Origin of the sequence: Paenalcaligenes sp. Me52 (assembly GCF_050487965.1) — a bacterium.
Lineage (GTDB): Bacteria > Pseudomonadota > Gammaproteobacteria > Burkholderiales > Burkholderiaceae_B > Paenalcaligenes.
Genome location: NZ_JBKQFO010000002.1, coordinates 265,180 through 282,966, shown reverse-complemented (window position 1 = coordinate 282,966; position 17,787 = coordinate 265,180). Strand labels below are relative to the sequence as shown.

At 50.4% G+C, this 17,787-nt stretch carries 17 protein-coding genes and 1 pseudogene; 8 read left to right on the top strand and 10 right to left on the bottom strand.

Annotated features, from left to right (window positions below):
* Positions 1-24: 24 nt before the first annotated feature.
* The 4 genes from atpA (at position 25) to ACLO87_RS12545 (ending at position 4,457) form a co-directional block, all read left to right on the top strand.
* Positions 25-1,566 carry a F0F1 ATP synthase subunit alpha gene (atpA, locus tag ACLO87_RS12560; RefSeq protein ID WP_135863679.1) on the top strand — a complete coding sequence of 514 codons (1,542 nt, stop codon included), beginning with the start codon at positions 25-27 and terminating at the stop codon, positions 1,564-1,566.
* 88 nt (positions 1,567-1,654) lie between these two features.
* A complete protein-coding gene (gene atpG / locus ACLO87_RS12555) occupies positions 1,655-2,563 on the top strand; it encodes a F0F1 ATP synthase subunit gamma (protein WP_135863677.1) in 909 nt (302 codons plus the stop codon).
* A 43-nt stretch (positions 2,564-2,606) separates the two neighbouring features.
* Positions 2,607-4,025 (top strand): F0F1 ATP synthase subunit beta, encoded by a 1,419-nt coding sequence (gene atpD / locus ACLO87_RS12550; protein ID WP_430223878.1) that lies wholly within the window; start codon positions 2,607-2,609, stop codon positions 4,023-4,025.
* Positions 4,026-4,034: 9 nt separating this feature from the next.
* Complete coding sequence (locus ACLO87_RS12545) at positions 4,035-4,457, top strand: F0F1 ATP synthase subunit epsilon (protein WP_135865769.1); 423 nt, start codon at positions 4,035-4,037, stop codon at positions 4,455-4,457.
* A gap of 40 nt (positions 4,458-4,497) precedes the next feature.
* On the opposite strand, the gene ACLO87_RS12540 is transcribed toward ACLO87_RS12545, so the two are convergent.
* The 7 genes from ACLO87_RS12540 to cyoA all read right to left on the bottom strand — a co-directional run bounded on the left by ACLO87_RS12540 (position 4,498) and on the right by cyoA (position 10,753).
* Positions 4,498-4,746: a hypothetical protein gene (locus tag ACLO87_RS12540; protein ID WP_430223877.1), complete on the bottom strand. Its 249-nt coding sequence runs from the start codon at positions 4,744-4,746 to the stop codon at positions 4,498-4,500.
* Between the two features lie 552 nt (positions 4,747-5,298).
* The gene (locus ACLO87_RS12535) at positions 5,299-5,886 is read right to left on the bottom strand and encodes an SCO family protein (RefSeq protein WP_135865767.1); all 588 of its coding nucleotides are present in this window, start codon (positions 5,884-5,886) and stop codon (positions 5,299-5,301) included.
* 12 nt (positions 5,887-5,898) lie between these two features.
* The gene (gene cyoE / locus ACLO87_RS12530) at positions 5,899-6,798 is read right to left on the bottom strand and encodes a heme o synthase (protein WP_135865765.1); all 900 of its coding nucleotides are present in this window, start codon (positions 6,796-6,798) and stop codon (positions 5,899-5,901) included.
* 87 nt (positions 6,799-6,885) lie between these two features.
* On the bottom strand, positions 6,886-7,221 hold the full coding sequence (gene cyoD, locus ACLO87_RS12525) for a cytochrome o ubiquinol oxidase subunit IV (RefSeq protein ID WP_135865763.1): 336 nt from the start codon (positions 7,219-7,221) through the stop codon (positions 6,886-6,888).
* Between the two features lies 1 nt (position 7,222).
* Positions 7,223-7,855, bottom strand: a complete 633-nt coding sequence (gene cyoC / locus ACLO87_RS12520) for a cytochrome o ubiquinol oxidase subunit III (protein WP_430223876.1) — start codon at positions 7,853-7,855, stop codon at positions 7,223-7,225.
* A 7-nt stretch (positions 7,856-7,862) separates the two neighbouring features.
* Positions 7,863-9,839 carry a cytochrome o ubiquinol oxidase subunit I gene (gene cyoB, locus ACLO87_RS12515; protein WP_135865761.1) on the bottom strand — a complete coding sequence of 659 codons (1,977 nt, stop codon included), beginning with the start codon at positions 9,837-9,839 and terminating at the stop codon, positions 7,863-7,865.
* Between the two features lie 5 nt (positions 9,840-9,844).
* Positions 9,845-10,753, bottom strand: a complete 909-nt coding sequence (gene cyoA / locus ACLO87_RS12510) for a ubiquinol oxidase subunit II (RefSeq protein ID WP_430223875.1) — start codon at positions 10,751-10,753, stop codon at positions 9,845-9,847.
* 198 nt (positions 10,754-10,951) lie between these two features.
* On the opposite strand from cyoA, the gene ACLO87_RS12505 reads away from it, so the two are divergent.
* The 3 genes from ACLO87_RS12505 to ACLO87_RS12495 all read left to right on the top strand — a co-directional run bounded on the left by ACLO87_RS12505 (position 10,952) and on the right by ACLO87_RS12495 (position 13,404).
* Complete coding sequence (locus tag ACLO87_RS12505) at positions 10,952-12,376, top strand: aminotransferase-like domain-containing protein (RefSeq protein ID WP_430223874.1); 1,425 nt, start codon at positions 10,952-10,954, stop codon at positions 12,374-12,376.
* A gap of 94 nt (positions 12,377-12,470) precedes the next feature.
* On the top strand, positions 12,471-12,752 hold the full coding sequence (locus ACLO87_RS12500; protein WP_135866581.1) for a hypothetical protein: 282 nt from the start codon (positions 12,471-12,473) through the stop codon (positions 12,750-12,752).
* 19 nt (positions 12,753-12,771) lie between these two features.
* Positions 12,772-13,404 (top strand): DUF6436 domain-containing protein, encoded by a 633-nt coding sequence (locus ACLO87_RS12495; protein WP_430223873.1) that lies wholly within the window; start codon positions 12,772-12,774, stop codon positions 13,402-13,404.
* Here ACLO87_RS12495 and ACLO87_RS12490 read toward each other — a convergent pair.
* Together ACLO87_RS12490 and ACLO87_RS12485 are read right to left on the bottom strand one after the other, a co-directional pair.
* Positions 13,401-14,132 (bottom strand): anaerobic ribonucleoside-triphosphate reductase activating protein, encoded by a 732-nt coding sequence (locus ACLO87_RS12490; RefSeq protein WP_430223872.1) that lies wholly within the window; start codon positions 14,130-14,132, stop codon positions 13,401-13,403. The genes ACLO87_RS12495 and ACLO87_RS12490 overlap by 4 nt on opposite strands.
* Before the next feature lie 47 nt (positions 14,133-14,179).
* Positions 14,180-16,096: pseudogene (locus ACLO87_RS12485) on the bottom strand (ribonucleoside triphosphate reductase); the annotation flags it as partial.
* Positions 16,097-16,490: 394 nt separating this feature from the next.
* Here ACLO87_RS12485 and ACLO87_RS12480 point away from each other — a divergent pair.
* Positions 16,491-16,679 (top strand): hypothetical protein, encoded by a 189-nt coding sequence (locus ACLO87_RS12480; RefSeq protein ID WP_430223871.1) that lies wholly within the window; start codon positions 16,491-16,493, stop codon positions 16,677-16,679.
* A 130-nt stretch (positions 16,680-16,809) separates the two neighbouring features.
* Here the strand turns inward: ACLO87_RS12480 and ACLO87_RS12475 are convergent, their stop codons facing one another.
* The gene (locus ACLO87_RS12475) at positions 16,810-17,778 is read right to left on the bottom strand and encodes a 2-hydroxyacid dehydrogenase (RefSeq protein ID WP_430223870.1); all 969 of its coding nucleotides are present in this window, start codon (positions 17,776-17,778) and stop codon (positions 16,810-16,812) included.
* Positions 17,779-17,787: the final 9 nt, after the last annotated feature.

Genomic DNA, 17,787 nt, shown 5'->3' with positions numbered 1-17,787 from the left:
ATACAGGATTCCAGGAGTCTGAACATGCAACTTAATCCGTCTGAGATCAGCGAACTGCTCAAGAGCCGAATTGAAGGCCTTGGCGCGTCTGCAGACATTCGCACGCAGGGCACGGTCGTTTCCGTGACTGACGGTATTACACGTATCCACGGCTTGTCCGATGTGATGCAAGGGGAAATGCTAGAGTTCCCTAACAACGTATACGGCTTGGCGCTGAACCTGGAGCGTGACTCCGTTGGTGCCGTTATTCTGGGTGAGTACACAGGTGTGTCGGAAGGCGACCCTGTTAAAGCCACAGGTCGTATTCTTGAGGTTCCTGTGGGTCCTGAACTGCGCGGTCGCGTAGTGGATACACTGGGTAACCCAATCGATGGTAAAGGCCCTATCAACGCTAAAGCTACGGACGTAATCGAAAAGGTTGCTCCTGGTGTGATTGCTCGTCAATCCGTTGATCAGCCTCTGCAAACTGGTATTAAAGCGATTGACTCCATGGTGCCAGTTGGCCGTGGTCAGCGTGAATTGATTATTGGTGACCGTCAGACTGGTAAAACAGCTGTGGCAGTTGACACCATCATCAACCAGAAAGGCAAAAACGTTACTTGTGTATACGTAGCTGTTGGTCAGAAAGCTTCTACCATCAACAACGTAGTACGCAAATTGGAAGAGCACGGTGCTCTGGAATACACAATCGTAGTTGCTGCGTCGGCTTCCGAGTCCGCAGCGATGCAGTACCTGGCTCCTTACGCCGGTTGCACGATGGGTGAATACTTCCGTGACCGTGGTGAAGATGCTCTGATCGTTTACGATGACTTGACCAAACAAGCATGGGCATACCGTCAGGTTTCCTTGCTGTTGCGTCGTCCTCCAGGTCGTGAAGCTTACCCAGGTGACGTGTTCTACCTGCACTCCCGTTTGCTGGAGCGTGCTGCTCGTGTAAACGCTGAGTACGTAGAGCGTCTGACTAACGGTGAAGTAAAAGGCAAAACTGGTTCTTTGACCGCTCTGCCAATTATTGAAACCCAAGCTGGTGACGTTTCCGCTTTCGTTCCTACCAACGTAATTTCTATTACTGACGGTCAGATCTTCTTGGAAACAGACTTGTTCCACTCCGGTGTACGTCCTGCGATTAACGCTGGTATTTCCGTATCCCGCGTGGGTGGTGCAGCTCAGACCAAAGTGATCAAGAAAATGTCCGGTGGTATTCGTACTAACCTGGCTCAGTACCGTGAATTGGCTGCGTTTGCGCAGTTCTCTTCTGATCTGGATGAAGCTACACGTCGTCAGTTAGAGCGTGGCCGTCGTGCTGTTGAGTTGTTGAAACAGCCTCAGTACGTCACATTGGAAGTGTGGGAAATGGCTGTTAGCTTGTTCTCCATTAACAATGGCTACTTGGATGACCTCGAAGTTGCGCAGATTCTGCCATTCGAAAAAGCCCTGAAAGACTCGCTGCGTAGCAAACATGCAGACCTGGTAAACCGTATCCAAGATACGGCTAACCTGAGCAAAGAAGATGAAGCTGAATTGGCTGCAGCCATTCAGGACTTCAAAAAGCACGGCTCTTTCTAAGTCTGGAGCTAAGGCAGGGGCAGGCTAGTTCTGCCCCATATAGCGGGGCAGGTGCCCTGTCCCGATAACGCCTTTACAGGAAAGTGTGATGGCTGGAATTAAAGAAATTCGTACAAAGATCAAGAGCGTGCAAAACACGAGCAAGATCACCAAAGCCATGGAGATGGTGGCGGCATCCAAAATGCGTAAAGCGCAAGAGCGGATGCGTGCAGGCCGTCCTTATGCGACCAAGGTACGCGAAATTGCAGCGCACCTGATGCAGGCACACCCAGACTACGCACACCCATACTTGCTTGAGCGTGAAAAGCTGAATGCAGTTGGTGTGGTGGTAGTTAGTACGGATAAAGGCCTGTGTGGTGGTTTGAATACCAACATTTTGCGTTTGGTATTGGCTCGTCTGCGCGATTTTGAAAATCAAGGCATTAAGGTACAAACCACAGCGCTGGGTAGCAAAGCTGCCTCTACGCTGGCACGTGTTGGTGCTAACTTGGTGTCTCAGGAAGTGCAGTTGGGTGATGAACCTAACCTTGAGCGTTTGATCGGTGCTGTTAAAGTGCAGATGGACGATTTCGTTGCTGGCAAGATTGATGCAGTCTACCTAGCTACAAGTCGCTTCGTAAACACCATGACGCAGGATCCTACGTTCATTCGTTTATTGCCACTGCCTAGCGGTTTGGCAGATCCTTTCCAGGTTGTAGGCGAGAGTGCAACAGCATCTACGGCACTCAAATCTGAATACGGTTGGGATTACATCTACGAACCCGATTCGAAAACTGTTATTGATGAACTGTTGTTGCGCTATGTAGAAGGTCTGGTGTATCAGGCTGTAGCGGAAAACATGGCTTCTGAGCAATCCGCCCGTATGGTGGCGATGAAGGCCGCATCCGATAACGCCAAAAAAGTGATTGGTGAGCTGCAACTGGTTTACAACAAAACCCGTCAAGCTGCTATTACTAAAGAAATTTCTGAAATCGTGGGGGGTGCCGCAGCCGTGTAATCGGTGTGTGGCTAACCATTAAGTTATTATGCAAGGACTAAACATGAGCAACGGTACCATCGTTCAGTGCATCGGCGCCGTGGTGGATATTCAGTTCCCCCGCGACAGCATTCCTAAGGTTTATGACGCCTTGAAGCTTGTCGATACAAGCTCCAAATTCGCCGAAGAAGGTTTGACCTTCGAAGTTCAGCAGCAATTGGGTGACGGCGTTGTCCGTACGATTGCTATGGGTTCCAGCGACGGTTTGCGCCGTGGCATGGAAGTAGGCAACACCAACGCTCCTATCTCCGTTCCAGTTGGCTCCGCCACTCTGGGTCGTATTATGGACGTACTGGGTCGCCCAATCGACGAAGCTGGCCCAATCCCTACTGAAGAGCGTCGCGCTATTCACCAAGATGCCCCTAAATTTGACGAGCTGTCCCCATCCGTGGAATTGCTTGAAACCGGTATCAAAGTGATCGACTTGGTTTGCCCCTTTGCTAAAGGCGGTAAAGTAGGTCTGTTCGGTGGTGCGGGTGTGGGTAAAACCGTGAACATGCTTGAGCTGATCAACAACATCGCTAAGCAACACAGTGGTTTGTCCGTGTTCGCTGGTGTAGGTGAGCGTACTCGTGAAGGTAACGACTTCTACCACGAAATGGCAGAAGCTGGCGTTATTCAACTGGACAACATCGGCGAATCCAAAGTAGCCATGGTGTTCGGTCAGATGAACGAGCCTCCAGGTAACCGTCTGCGCGTGGCATTGTCCGGTCTGACTATGGCGGAAAAATTCCGTGACGAAGGTCGTGACATTCTGTTCTTCGTAGATAACATCTACCGTTACACCTTGGCCGGTACTGAAGTATCCGCGCTGTTGGGTCGTATGCCTTCCGCCGTGGGTTACCAACCTACACTGGCTGAAGAGATGGGTAAACTGCAAGAGCGTATTACTTCCACTAAAACTGGTTCTATTACCTCTATTCAAGCTGTTTACGTTCCTGCGGATGACTTGACTGACCCATCCCCAGCAACAACCTTCTTGCACTTGGACTCCACAGTTGTGTTGTCTCGTGACATCGCTGCTTTGGGTATCTACCCTGCGGTTGACCCACTGGGTTCTACAAGCCGTCAGTTGGATCCTCAAGTTGTTGGTGAAGAGCACTACGCAATTGCGCGTGGCGTACAGCAAACTCTGCAGCGTTACAACGAATTGCGTGACATTATCGCGATTCTGGGTATGGATGAGCTGTCTCCAGAAGACAAACAGATCGTTGCTCGTGCACGTAAGATCCAGCGTTTCCTGTCTCAGCCTTTCCACGTGGCAGAGGTGTTTACAGGTGCTCCTGGTAAATTCGTTACATTGAGCGAAACACTGCGCGGTTTCAAAATGATCGTTGATGGTGAGTGTGATGCACTGCCAGAGCAAGCCTTCTACATGGTTGGCGGCATCGACGAAGCATTCGAAAAAGCGAAAAACCTGTAAGGACTACTCATGGCTACGCTTCAAGTTGATGTGGTCAGTGCGGAAAAATCGCTGTTTGCTGGTGAAGCCAAGTTTGTTGTGCTTCCAGGTGAATCCGGCGAGCTGGGTATTTTGCCCGGTCACACCCCGCTGATTTCTCGGATTCGTCCGGGTATGCTGAAGATCGTTATGGCCGACAACAGTGAAGAAGTGATTTTCGTTGCTGGCGGTATTCTCGAGGTTCAGCCTTCCAAAGTAACGGTTCTGTCTGACACAGCTATTCGTGCTGCTGATTTGGATGAAGCCAAAGCATTGGAAGCCCGCGAGCGCGCCGAAGAAGCTCTGCGCAATACCAAAGATCAAGCGGATATGGCTGTAGTAGAAGCTGAGTTGGCCATGTTGGCCGCTCAAGCCGCTGCTGCACGTCGTTTCAAGCAAAACCCAGGTCACTAAGTTGACTGGGCGTTAGCCTGAAAGACGCATGATCTACGGATCATAGAGCGATCAAAAAACCCCTGCTGATGCAAATCAGCAGGGGTTTTTGTTTGTCCCTACTGATTGATGTAGCCACGGCTGTGATGTTGAGGGGGAAGCTGATGCCAACCGCAACCGCAACCGCAACCGCAACCGCAACCGCAACCGCAACCGCAACCGCAACCGCAACCGCAACCGCAACAGCAACCGCAACCGCAACAGCAACAGCAACAGCAACAGCAACTTCAGCCCAGTCCATGCCAGACATAAGCAGGCTTTCAGATTCGGTTTATGGGTTAAGTAGCGTAGCTCAGATTTTTTTATGTACTCAGCATCAGCGTTTTTCATAGTCTTGAATAGCGCGGTAGATGTGCTGAGCCGAGCTAAAGTAGGACGTGTCCAACGTAGCCTGTTAAGGGCTCTACTCAGCTAGGTTGTCCACAGTTGGCTGAGCGTTAAAACCCATGCTGTGTATAACGATTTTTAGGCCTTCTGAGGCATCTAATTTGAATGTGCGTGGGTAAGGGCTGGTTTGGCCTATAAACAGCCTGTAGGGCTTTATAGTGACTGTCTTGTGACAGGTAACATAAAGCAGCTATAAGGATACCAACATCGGCAAAGTAAAACAGCGTAACGGTAGCGTGCATGCGCGTTTCAGCCGTTATTAAGGCAGCGAGCTAAGCAACGCATCAGAAATAAAAAATGCCCAGCTAACTGTGTGCTGGGCATTGCTATGGTGCAAGCTGTAGAAATGCGTATTTGCGCTGTGCTAGAGAGAAAGTGAGCGTGTAGTTGACGCAGTGTATAGACTGCGAATTTTCTACTTCCCGTCTATCAATTGCTGTATGTCATCAACAATGTTATCCACAGGCGTACCGTAGTTGATATACAGGCGTAATTTACCTTTAGGATCGTACACGTAGGCACCTGCTGAGTGGTCCATGGTGTAGCTGTCTGGGGTAGGGCCGGGTACGCGTTGGTAAAACACTTTGAAGTCACTAGCCATTTTCTCTACTTCTTCCGGGCTGCCAATCAGGGCTTGGGCGCTAGGATCAAAACTGTCCAGGTAAGCGCGCATGACTTCGGGCGTGTCTCGCTCGGGGTCTACGGTCACAAACAGTATTTGCAGCTTGTCGAAGTCTTCGCCCAGTTTTTCTTTTACTTCTGCCATTTCCACCATGGTGGTGGGGCAGACGTCAGGGCAATGGGCAAAACCGAAAAATACATAGACAACTTTGCCAGCGTAATTGGCTACGCTGGTGTAGCGGCCTGTATCGTCAGGCATGTTCCAGTCTTGGGCGTACTCTACTTGACTGAAATCCATGGCATGGAAGGAGGGCTTGTCGTCCGAGCAAGCGCTAAGCCACAACAGAGGTAAACACAGCAGTAGGGTACGAATCCAAGGCATAACGAACAACTTTTATAGCAAGTAATGATCTAGCAATAGGGCAAGGAAAATGCCACTAAGGTGCCAGAGAGACCAACGGAAGGTTCTTTTTGCCAAATCGTCGGAGTAGTTTTTGTACAGCGCATACCCGTAGGCACAAAATATGCCGCTCAGCACAATGGCAGTGATCAGGTATAGCCACGAGCTCATGCCATAGAAAACGGGCAGTAACGTCGTGATAAACAGCGCAATGGTGTAGAGAAATATGTGGCGCGCGGTGTAGTCCATGCCGTGTGTAACAGGCAGCATAGGCAGGCCAGAGCGCTTGTAATCCTCAACTCTATACATCGCTAGAGCCCAGAAGTGCGGTGGGGTCCAGACGAAGATAATCAAGAACAGAATGATGGCTTCCATATGCACTTCACCGCGTATGGCTGCCCAGCCCAGCAGTGGAGGCATAGCACCTGATGCACCACCAATCACAATGTTTTGGGATGTCAGGGGCTTCAGAATAATGGTGTAGATAATGGAATAGCCAACAAAGGTTGCTAGAGTCAGCCACATCGTGAGCATATTGGCATATGTCACCAGAATAAAGCAGCCCAGCGAACACAAAATGGCAGTGAACAGCAGTGCCTGGCGATCAGAGAGCTCGCCACGAGCAGTAGGACGCCACGCTGTACGCTTCATGCGGGCATCAATGGATTTTTCTACGAAGCAATTCACAACGGCGGCAGCCGACGCTACCAGCCAAATGCCAAAGCAAGACAGCAGAATTCGTACCCATTCGGCGCGGTCTGGCCAATGGGGAAGTGCCAGCATCATTCCGATGAAGGCGCAGAAAGCAATGAGTTGTACCACCTTAGGCTTGGTCAGTACCCAAAATTGGGACCAACGTGAAGCAGTGACGGCGGTGAGGGTCGCATGATTCATAGTGCGCTCCAGTAGCAGGAAGCATCCGGCCAGCCGTAAAGCCGGCCGGGTGCGAAGAGCGAACGGACTAACAGTTCAGAGCTGAACTTATCCGTTGATCATCATGTGGTAATGCATGCTCCAGATGATCCAGATCGACAATGCAATAACGATGAACAAAATAACTAAGGTGAACACGAAACTGGCCAAATTCCAGCCGTTTTCGGACGAACGGTTCATGTGCAAGAAAAACACTAACTGAACGATTACCTGAATCACGGCAAAGGCAACTACGATCAACATAGTGGCTGGTTTGCTGAGAACAGGGTTCATCACCAAAGCAAAAGGAATAACAGTCAGAATCACGCACAGAACAAACCCAATGCCGTACGACTTGGCGCTGCCGTGGCTTTCTCCTGCGCGGCTTGTGGAGGAATGTGACATGTTAAAGAGCTCCAAACAGGTACACGACGGTGAACACGCAGATCCAAACCAGATCCAGGAAGTGCCAGAAAATGCTCAGGCACGACAGGCGTGTGATGTTGGTAGGTGTCAGGCCGCGTGTAGTCAGTTGATGGATAACCACAGCCATCCAGATCAAACCGGCAGTAACGTGAATACCGTGTGTGCCAACCAAGGTGAAGAAGGCACTCCAGTACGCGCTACGGGTAGGGCCAGCGCCTTCAGCAATCAGGTGCTGGAACTCGTAGAGCTCCATGCCAATAAAGGTAGCACCCAATACAAAAGTTACGCATAACCAGCGTAGTGCGGCTGCTTTGTCTTGGCGATGTACTGCCAGCATGACAAAGCCGTACGTAATACTGGAGAACAGCAGAACGAAGGTCTCAACCAGTACAAAAGGCAAAGAGACCAGTTCTTTGCTGGTGGGGCCACCAGCAAACGCATTGCTTAATACCGCAAAAGAAGCGAACAACGTACCAAACAGTACGAGGTCGGACATGAGGTATATCCACATGCCCAGGACTTTTGTGGAGCCCTGGTCGTGTGAGTGATCGTCTGCGTGGGCGTGGTCGCCGTGAGCAGCCGAATGAGCGGATTGTTGAGTCATAGTCGACATGTTGCTATCAACCTTTCTGTGCAAGCGCAGCTTGATGATGCGCGGTCTCTATACGTTCAATTTCATCAGGCTGGACGTAGTAGTCCACATCATCGTTGTAAGAACGCACGATGAAGGTGATGATAGTTGCCGCAAAACTGCCTGCAGCCAACCACCAAATGTGCCAGATCAGTGCGAAACACATCAACAGCAGGAACCCGTTAACAATCAGCGGTACGCCGGTGTTGCGTGGCATATGGATAGGTTCGTAATGCTTAGGAGGCGGTGGTAAACCACGCTCTTTAGCTACGTGGAACGCATCCAGATCATCAACCACAGGGGTAACTGCGAAGTTGTAGAACGCTGGAGGAGAAGAGGTTGCCCACTCCAATGTACGGGCATCCCATGGGTCGCCAGTAACGTCCAGGTTTTTGTTGCGGTCGCGGAAGCTGACGTACAACTGCAGCAGCATGAAACCAATACCTGCCAACACGAACAGAGCACCTACGAAGGCTACGTACAGGTACGGCTGCCATGCAGGGTTGTCGTATTGGTTCAGCCTACGTGTCATGCCCATGAAGCCCAGCATGTACAGCGGCATAAACGCCAAGTAGAAGCCGATGACCCAGCACCAGAAGGAGTAACGACCCAGACGCTCATTGAGCTTGAAGCCGAACATTTTCGGGAACCAGAAGTAGAAACCAGCAAAGTAACCAAACAGCGCACCACCAATAATGGTGTTGTGGAAGTGAGCGATCAGGAACAAGCTGTTGTGCAGAACAAAGTCAGCACCAGGAATAGCCAACAACACGCCTGTCATACCGCCGATGGTGAATGTCACCAAGAAAGCGATAGTCCACATCATTGGTACGGAGAACTCTACGCGGCCACGGTACATCGTGAACAGCCATGTAAAGATCTTCACACCTGTTGGGACGGCAATAATCATGGTCATAATGCCGAAGAAGGCATTGACGCTGGCGCCGGAACCCATGGTAAAGAAGTGGTGCAGCCACACTACGAAGGACAGCAGACCAATAGCGATGGTCGCGCCTACCATGGATTTGTAGCCGAACAGTTTTTTGCGTGCAAAGGTAGCTGTCACTTCGGAGAAGATACCGAAAGCTGGCAGCACCAAAATATACACTTCAGGGTGACCCCATGCCCACACCAAGTTTACGTACATCATTGGGTTACCACCCAATGTGTTGGTGTAGAAGTTGAAGTCTAAGTAACGGTCTAGTGTCAGAGCGCCCAGAGCTACGGTCAGGATTGGGAACGCAGCAATAATAATCGCGCAAGTAACAAAAGAGGTCCATGTAAATACGGGCATTTTCATCAGGCTCATGCCTGGTGCACGCATTTTCAGGATAGTCACAAACAGGTTAACCCCGGTCAGCAGTGTACCTAGACCGGATGCCTGTAAGGCCCATATGTAGTAATCCACCCCCACTCCAGGACTGTATTCAATCCCAGACAATGGCGGATACGCTACCCAACCGGTTTGAGCAAACTCACCTACACCCAAGGACAACATAACCAGCACAGCGCCGACTACGAAAATCCAGAAGCTGAACGCGTTCAAGAATGGGTAAGCCATGTCTCGAGCGCCGATCTGCAGAGGCACTACTACGTTCATCAGACCCACAACAAATGGTGTGGCGACGAAGAAGATCATGATTACGCCGTGGGCGGTAAAGATCTGGTCGTAGTGTTCTGGGGGCAGGAAGCCTTCGCTACCAGGGCCGGCAGCAGCTAACTGTGCGCGCATCATCAGTGCATCGGCGAAGCCACGAATCAGCATCACGATAGCAACGACGATATACATAATACCGATGCGTTTGTGGTCTACAGAGGTAAACCAATCACGCCAGAGTACGCCCCATTTCTTAAAATAGGTGATCGCACCAAGTAGGGCAGCTCCGCCCAACACGATACCGATCAGGGTCACCACGACGATAGGGTCGTGCGTCGGTATGGCGTCCCATGTCAGTTTTCCAAACATGACCTTCACTCCTTCGTTGTTTGGGATGGCTCGGCATCAAGTGCCGGTGCCGGTGTGGTGTTAGCACCTACACCAATGAACTGGTCGATTACCTTCTTGAACAGTTGAGGTTCAACTGAGCCGAAGTAAGTAATAGGGTAGTAATGACGTGTAGGTTGAGCTAATTGCTCAAAACTAGTCATATCCAGTGTTTTGTCGGACTCACGTACTTCATCTACCCATGCATCAAACTCGACATCCGTCAAAGCGGTTGCCATGAAGTGCATTTGCGAGAAACCCAGGCCACTGTAGTTGCCGGACATACCGCGGAATTCGCCAGTCTCGTCAGCAATCAGGTGCAACTGTGTGCGCATACCAGCCATGGCATAAATCTGACCACCCAATTGAGGGATGAAGAAAGTATTCATGGTGGAGTTAGAAGTAATGCTAAAGGCCAAGGGGCGATTCGCAGGGAACTTCAACTGGTTAACAGTGGCAATGCCTTGGTCAGGGTAAACAAAGACCCATTTCCAGTCGGTAGCAATGACTTCCACGTTTAGTGGTTCTACTGTCGACTCTAGAGGCTTGTAAGGATCCAATTCGTGGGTGGATTTCCACACAATGAATGCAAGAATGCAAACAATGATCAAGGGAACCCCCCAAACCACAACTTCAATTTTTGTGGAGTGAGTCCAGTTTGGTGTGTATTTAGCTTTCTGATTAGATGCCCGGTAGCGCCATGCAAAGACAATTGACATGACGATGGCGGGAATCACCACAATAAGCATAAGCGCGACGCAAATAATAATCAGATCGCGTTGGGCAATGCCTACAGCTCCTTTAGAGTTGAACAGCACCCAGTCGCATCCGCTAAGACCCAAAAGCATAAAAGCCATGAGTGCATAACGGGCACGGTTCCAGCAAGTTTTCATCATGCCTAGACCTTGTGTAATGGTTTTTCCAAGAAGATGAGCGTGTATTGACGCAACAACAGGGACGTTGCACTTACTCTTGGTATGATGGCTATGTAAGAAGAAGAGTCAGCACCATACAAGTGTAAAGAATGTTCCATGCAAGTTCGCTATTGTATGGTAATTTTATGGGGTTTTGTATAGAGGAGGTGAGTTTCCGTTATGGAAGTTCCAACCACAATCCGCAAATTAAAAAAACCAAACTCCTCTTGGGTCAGGCCTTTCCAAGACGGAGAAGGATCCCTTTATCAACAGATTTCCAACCAAATCATCAATGCGGTACATGATGGCGTGTTGCGCCCAGGGGACCGTTTGCCGCCTCAGCGAGAGCTGGCGCAAGCGATGGGTGTCGATCTTACAACGGTTACACGTGCGTATGCAGAGGTACGCGCGGCCGGTTTAATGGATGCATACGGAGCAGGGGGCTCCTATATTTCCTGTACGAGCGCTGAGGATCACGGGACTGTGGACCTCAGCATGAACACGCCTCCTTTATTGGGAAGTGCGTTGTTTAGTCGCATGATGTTGTCAGCCATGAGCCATGTGCAAAAGCTGATGTCTAATGCAGATTTTATGAGTTATCGCATTGGGGCTGGCCTCAGCCAAGATCGCCAAGCAGCGGCAGCATGGCTAAAACCTATGCTGAATAACGTGGATGGTGATCGCATTGTGATTTGCTCAGGGGCTCAAGCCGCTCTGAGCGCGTTGCTATTGGCGCGTACCCAGCCTAATGATGTGGTGGTGGTAGATAGTTTGACGCATCCCGGCTTCTTGGCCGCTATACGCGTATTGCAGCGTAGAGTGGTTACGGTGCCTGCGGATGCAGATGGTATGTTGCCTGACGAACTAGAAAAAGTATGCAGAGAAAACAAGCCTTCCTTACTGTATCTAGTACCTACTATTCATAACCCCACTACTGCGACTATGCCGCAATCGCGGCGTGAAGCTATTTATAAAGTGATCATGCGCCATGACGTGGCAGTGATCGAAGATGACCCCTATTGGTTGTTGGCAGGCGATGCTGCGCCACCTATTGCGGCGCTGGGGCTGTCGTCTACATCGGGGCCTCCGGTGTTTTATGTCTCTACCTTGTCTAAGTGTTTGGCGCCGGGGTTGCGCACGGCTTACTTGGTGGTGCCGCCCTCAGAACCCATAGAGCCTATTTTGGATGCATTGCGTTCATTGAGCCTAATGCCTGCGCAAACCATGGTGTCTAGTGTCACGCACTGGATACAAGAAGGGGCAGCACAAGAATGGATGCGCCAAATACGCCAAGATGCTGGCCAGCGGCAGAAAATTGCTGCCAGTATCTTGCCGGGCAAACCCATTGCTCATCCTTACGGTTTGCACTTGTGGTTAGAGCTGTCACCGAAGTTGGATCAGTATAGGTTGATACAAACGGCGCAAGAGCAAGGCTTGGGTGTTACCAGTTCCGATGTGTTCTGTCCCTATGAGTCGTCTCCGGGGGCTATACGTATTGCGTTGGGTGGGGCTCCAGATCATGCTCGCTTGCAAGTAGCCCTAGAGAAATTGGCAGATATTTTGCTATCTGCTGATAAACCACAGCGAATTGCTGCTATCGTGTAGTCATTTTTGCCCTACATGTTTTTTGTAAATACATACAAGAATGTCTTGTATGCAGTAAAATAAAGCCCATGTAGGGTTTAAAAATGGATGAAGTATGTCGTCTCAGCAAGGCCAAGGGCCAAGACGTTCGCGTTTGCACTTTCACATCATTATGGCTGGAAGTGGGGTTTTTATTATTCTGATGCTCGCTATTTTGGCGTACGTCATGTCTAGACCGCAAACTCCAGCAGTGCAGGCAGCTGAGCAGCAAGCCATACTGAAATGCCGTGAGCGTAGCGTAGATCCCAGTCGTTCTCTGATTGCGCAACAGGAGTTGGCGAAGTCATGCCAAGAAATGACTAAGCAATACGTACGTAAATTTGGGCAGCAGCCGTAAGTAGTGGGTTGGAATCAGAATGAAAACAACGCCATCGTCTACGGTTGAGCGCCCAAGCTTTGTGCGCCGTAATGCGCTACGTATATTTGTGAGCGTCTGCATGCTGATTTTGTTTGGCATGGGGGCCGCATTGTGGCGTTATTTTGGGATAAGTGGCTTAAGTGCTTACCCCGAGCAAGCTATTGTGTTTGAAGATACGTCACTGCAACTACCTATAGAGTTAGCCGGAGCAACGGGCCGCATCCGCATGGTGCACTTTTGGGACCCAGAGTGCACGTACTGTAATAGAGAAACCGGTGCGCACCTTAGCTATTTGATTAGCATGTATAAGCGCGCCAATATTGATTTCTATAGCGTACAAAAACCTGGCTCTACAGGTGAATTACCGACTTTCCTGCAAGGCAAGCTTAAAGCGTTGGATTACATCCCTGGTATGGAACACATTCCGGCTAGTCCTGCGGTTGGTATTTGGGATGCGTCTGGGCGCTTAGTGTATGCCGGGCCATATAGCTTGGGTATGGTGTGTACGTCAGCCAATAGTTTTGTAGAGCCCATATTAGATAGATTGGTCGCAGGTGAAACCGTGAACCAGCGGGCGGGCTTCTTGGCTGTGGGCTGTTATTGCCCGTGGACAGAACCCGCCAAGCCTTAACGTACGCTAAAGTTCGCAAATAGCCCTGATAAATGTTCTAGCGTGTTGGGGGCTGGAAAGTGTGCATAACTGACATTGTTCAGCGCATGATTGCTACAGCCCTCACTACGGAAACGCTGCAAACTCAGGGTGGACACGCCTAGCGATGCCAGTTCATCCGCCATCTCACACAGTTGTTCATCACTATGCAAACTGGCATGTATGGTGGTGCGGCACTCGTAACTGACCCCACTTTTTAGCAAGATTTCCAAGCTGCGTTTAGCGGGTTCACCGCTGCGTGGCAGTTTGGTGATGGCAGGATAATCAGCAAAACGGGTTTTGATGTCCAAGCCTACCCAATCCACCAAGGGCAACACACCTTGCAACGCATCAGGGTATGCACCGCCAGTGTGTAAGCCTATTTTGAAACCACGTTTACGCACTTGTGCCATCGCTACTGGTAAGACGGGATCTAACAGAGCTTCGCCACCGCTAAAGACCACCGCATCTAACAACCCATGCCGTGTATCCAGCCATGCTAGGACCTCATCCCAATCTACGGGGCTTTTGGCAGTACGCTCTAGTAAGTGCGGGTTATGACAATAATGACAGCGCCACGGGCAGCCTTGGATAAAGATGACGGCGGCCAGTTGGCCTGGATAATCGGCTGCACTAAAGGGTGTCAGACCACCGATTTTTATCTTGCGCCCAGGGCGTATGGGCCAAGGCGTGACCGTGGCAGTTGTCATGGTGGTTAGGCCCGTTTGCGTAGAGAGTCAGTGTTGTGTTGCGGGTGTTCTGCGAAGTGCAGGCGCTCGTGAAACTCCCCTTGTTTGCCAATATTGAAGGAGGACACAGGGCGGTGATAGCCCATGACACGTGTCCACACTTCGCACGCTTGTCGTTCTTCATTACGCAAAACAGGATGTTGGGTAGTAGTCATCGTTAGTACTCCAATAGCTTAATGGTGAGTGGTGGCGTGACGGGCCAGCAGCTCGTCATCGCATTTGGGGCAGAACTCATGTCGCCCAGACAGGTAGCCATGCTTAGGGCAAATGGAAAAAGTAGGGGTGATGGTGATGTAAGGCAGGCGGAAGTTTTCCAAACTACGTTTAACCAGCGTGCGGCAGGCATCCACCGACGAAACCGCTTCGTTCATATACAGGTGCAGCACGGTGCCGCCGGTGTACTTACATTGCAAGTTGTCTTGGTGCAGCAAAGCTTCAAAGGGATCATCACTAAAACCAACAGGTAATTGCGATGAGTTGGTGTAGTAAGGCATGTCTTCGGTGCCGGCTTGTAGTATGTCGCTATAGAGTTTTCTATCTTCTTTGGCGAAACGGTACGTAGTACCTTCTGCGGGCGTGGCTTCTAGGTTATAGAGGTGACCAGTTTCTTCTTGGAATGCCACCATGCGTTCCCGCACGTGATCTAACAAACGCAGCGCAAAGTCGTGCCCCCATGGGGTGGTGATATCGTGCTTATCTAGGGTGAAATTACGGATCATTTCGTTAATACCGTTCACACCCAAGGTGGAAAAGTGATTACGCAACGTACCCAAATAGCGTTTGGTGTAAGGGAATAGTCCGTCATCCATATGCTGCTGTATGACCTGACGTTTGATTTCCAAGCTGGTTTTACCCAGTTCTAACAGTGCATCTAAACGGTTGAAAAGAGCCTGCTCATCCCCTGCATATACGTACCCTAAACGGGCGCAGTTAATGGTGACCACACCTACTGAGCCCGTTTGCTCTGCTGAGCCAAATAGTCCATTGCCGCGTTTTAGCAGCTCGCGCAGGTCCAACTGCAAACGGCAGCACATAGAGCGCACCATATTGGGCTCTAGATCGGAGTTGAGGAAGTTCTGAAAGTAAGGCAGCCCGTAACGTGCTGTCATGGCAAACAGGCGATCGGCATTTTCGCTGTGCCAATCAAAGTCTTTGGTGATGTTGTAAGTGGGGATGGGGAAAGTAAACACGCGGCCTTTGGCATCACCTTGGGTCATGATCTCCATGTAAGCGCGGTTAATCATGTCCATTTCAGCTTGTAGATCGCCATAACTAAAGGGCATTTCTACACCACCAATCACTGGCGTTTGCTCTTGCAAGTCTTCAGGGCATACCCAATCAAACGTGAGATTAGTGAAAGGGGTTTGCGTACCCCAACGCGATGGCACGTTGAGGTTGTAAATCAGCTCTTGCATACACTGCTTCACCTCGTCATAAGGCAAATTATCTTTGCGTATGAACGGTGCCATGTAGGTATCGAAAGAGCTAAAGGCTTGAGCGCCTGCCCATTCGTTTTGCAAGGTACCCAAGAAGTTGACGATTTGGCCCACTGCACTGGATAAGTGTTTGGGTGGTGCAGACTCTACTTTTCCTGGCACACCGTTTAGCCCTTCATGCAGCAAGGTGCGCAGTGACCAGCCTGCACAATATCCAGAGAACACATCCAAGTCGTGTATATGCAGATCGGCGTTGCGGTGTGCTAGGCCTACTTCAGGTGGGTAAATATGGCTTAGCCAATAATTGGCGACTACCTTGCCTGCGACGTTTAGGATTAGTCCGCCCAAAGAGTACCCTTGGTTGGCGTTGGCATTGATACGCCAGTCACGCCTGTGCAGGTATTCCTCCATGGTGTTGCCTACCTCTACAACAGGGGCTAGTGAGGGGTGATGGCCATCATCCAGCGCGTGACCGGGTAGCAGTGTCATAAGGCTCTCCATCTACATATTGTGTTTAAAAGTATTTTTGAAACTATATATAGTGGTTTAGAGCATAGGTGCTAGCGTGATAACAAACTTTGATCTGGATTAAAAACTTGTGGGTTTGTGTTTTGTGTAGAAGGTGCGCACGTGGTGATAGGTATTCTCTTTAGGCCCAGAGAGGTTGCTGTCTGACGACTGCATTCATCGCACACCTTCAGTTGCCATCTATCTGCAATCTCGCGGTAGTTGATGAGGGAGGAACCGCTTCAAGCCAAGGCTATCAGTCATAAATATGGTGATGCAGTATCCATCGCACACGCTGGGAACTGCAGGAATACTTTTTGTGATTTGAGACACCAAATCAAAAAAGTTTCCTCTCCGTCCCCCGGGTGTTCTGAATGTGAAGAGGTTTACCGCCCTTTCTTTGGCTGCACTGTTCTTTACTGCAGAAATACGCACACCTTCAGTTGCGATCTATCTGACGCTCGTTGCAAGCGATGAAGGAAAGGCGGAGGGAAGTGTTTTTTTATTTGGTGTACAAATTAAAAAATACTTTCGCAGCCGCAAGGCTACGGCAGACAGTGATTGATCCGTGGGTTTTACACTCTAGGCATGCAAATCACACTTCACCAGTTAAACCATGAAAGTCGCATTCATTGCCCATGTTAGGGAGGGCTGCGGCAATACAAACAGGGGGAGTTATCCCCCCTGCGTGCTATTTAACCGTTAACCGAATTACGCAGTGTTTTGCCTGCCTGCCAGTCCAATAAGTTATCCACAGCCAAATCCACCATGCCCAAACGAGTACGTTTGGTGGCGCTACCTATGTGGGGTGTCAGTACGGCATTGGGGGCGGCTAGCAGTTCTTTGGCAATGTTGGGTTCGTTTTCAAACACATCCACACCTGCAGCACCGAGTTTGCCGCTTTGCAGTGCATGGGCTAAGGCCACATCGTCTACCACGCCACCACGGGCAATGTTGACCAACACAGCAGTAGGTTTCATCAACGCCAACTCGTTGGCACCGATCAGGTGATGGGTGGCTGGGGAGTAAGGCACAACCAAAATCACGTGATCTGCTTCTTTCAGCAGGGTGTCTTTTTCTACCCAAGTCACGCCTGGTGTTTCTTCAGCGGGTAAGGCTGTGCGGTTGTGATACAGCACACGCATACCAAAACCCATCGCACGGCGTGCTACGGCACCACCTATACGGCCCATACCAATAATGCCCAATGTGCTGCCGTGTATATCCATACCTAACCAGCCATCTAAGGCCATGGATTTCCATTGCCCGTCACGCAGCCAGCGTTCGGATTCGCTGATGCGTCGGGCAGCGGCAAACATCAATGCCCACGCGAGATCGGCGGTGGTTTCTGTTAATACGTCGGGGGTGTTGCTGACGGGAATGCCACGGGCTGTGGCTGCGGCTACATCAATGTTGTTATAGCCTACACCTATGTTGGCGATGACTTTCAGGTTGGGGAGTTGGTCCAACATGGTGGCATCAATACGGCTGCTGGCTGAAATGAGCAATGCTTCAGCATCTTGTGCCCAGGCTACCAGTTGTTCACCTTGCAAAGCGTTGTCTGCTTGATGGGCATATACGGTAAAACCAGCGGCTTCCAGTTTGGCCAGTGATTCAGGAAAAACGCGAGCACAAACGGCAACGCGGGGAGAAGTCATACTCATAAGGGCTCC

What these genes read in the sequence shown, in the direction of transcription:
- ACLO87_RS12490 (WP_430223872.1), bottom strand. Translation starts at nt 14,132, where the DNA reads ATGACAACTGCCACGGTCACGCCTTGGCCCATACGCCCTGGGCGCAAG.
- cyoE (WP_135865765.1), bottom strand. Translation starts at nt 6,798, where the DNA reads ATGAATCATGCGACCCTCACCGCCGTCACTGCTTCACGTTGGTCCCAA.
- ACLO87_RS12535 (WP_135865767.1), bottom strand. Translation starts at nt 5,886, where the DNA reads ATGCCTTGGATTCGTACCCTACTGCTGTGTTTACCTCTGTTGTGGCTT.
- ACLO87_RS12540 (WP_430223877.1), bottom strand. Translation starts at nt 4,746, where the DNA reads ATGTCTGGCATGGACTGGGCTGAAGTTGCTGTTGCTGTTGCTGTTGCT.
- cyoD (WP_135865763.1), bottom strand. Translation starts at nt 7,221, where the DNA reads ATGTCACATTCCTCCACAAGCCGCGCAGGAGAAAGCCACGGCAGCGCC.
- ACLO87_RS12495 (WP_430223873.1), top strand. Translation starts at nt 12,772, where the DNA reads ATGAAAACAACGCCATCGTCTACGGTTGAGCGCCCAAGCTTTGTGCGC.
- atpD (WP_430223878.1), top strand. Translation starts at nt 2,607, where the DNA reads ATGAGCAACGGTACCATCGTTCAGTGCATCGGCGCCGTGGTGGATATT.
- ACLO87_RS12475 (WP_430223870.1), bottom strand. Translation starts at nt 17,778, where the DNA reads ATGAGTATGACTTCTCCCCGCGTTGCCGTTTGTGCTCGCGTTTTTCCT.
- ACLO87_RS12500 (WP_135866581.1), top strand. Translation starts at nt 12,471, where the DNA reads ATGTCGTCTCAGCAAGGCCAAGGGCCAAGACGTTCGCGTTTGCACTTT.
- ACLO87_RS12545 (WP_135865769.1), top strand. Translation starts at nt 4,035, where the DNA reads ATGGCTACGCTTCAAGTTGATGTGGTCAGTGCGGAAAAATCGCTGTTT.
- atpG (WP_135863677.1), top strand. Translation starts at nt 1,655, where the DNA reads ATGGCTGGAATTAAAGAAATTCGTACAAAGATCAAGAGCGTGCAAAAC.
- atpA (WP_135863679.1), top strand. Translation starts at nt 25, where the DNA reads ATGCAACTTAATCCGTCTGAGATCAGCGAACTGCTCAAGAGCCGAATT.
- cyoC (WP_430223876.1), bottom strand. Translation starts at nt 7,855, where the DNA reads ATGTCGACTATGACTCAACAATCCGCTCATTCGGCTGCTCACGGCGAC.
- ACLO87_RS12505 (WP_430223874.1), top strand. Translation starts at nt 10,952, where the DNA reads ATGGAAGTTCCAACCACAATCCGCAAATTAAAAAAACCAAACTCCTCT.
- cyoB (WP_135865761.1), bottom strand. Translation starts at nt 9,839, where the DNA reads ATGTTTGGAAAACTGACATGGGACGCCATACCGACGCACGACCCTATC.
- cyoA (WP_430223875.1), bottom strand. Translation starts at nt 10,753, where the DNA reads ATGATGAAAACTTGCTGGAACCGTGCCCGTTATGCACTCATGGCTTTT.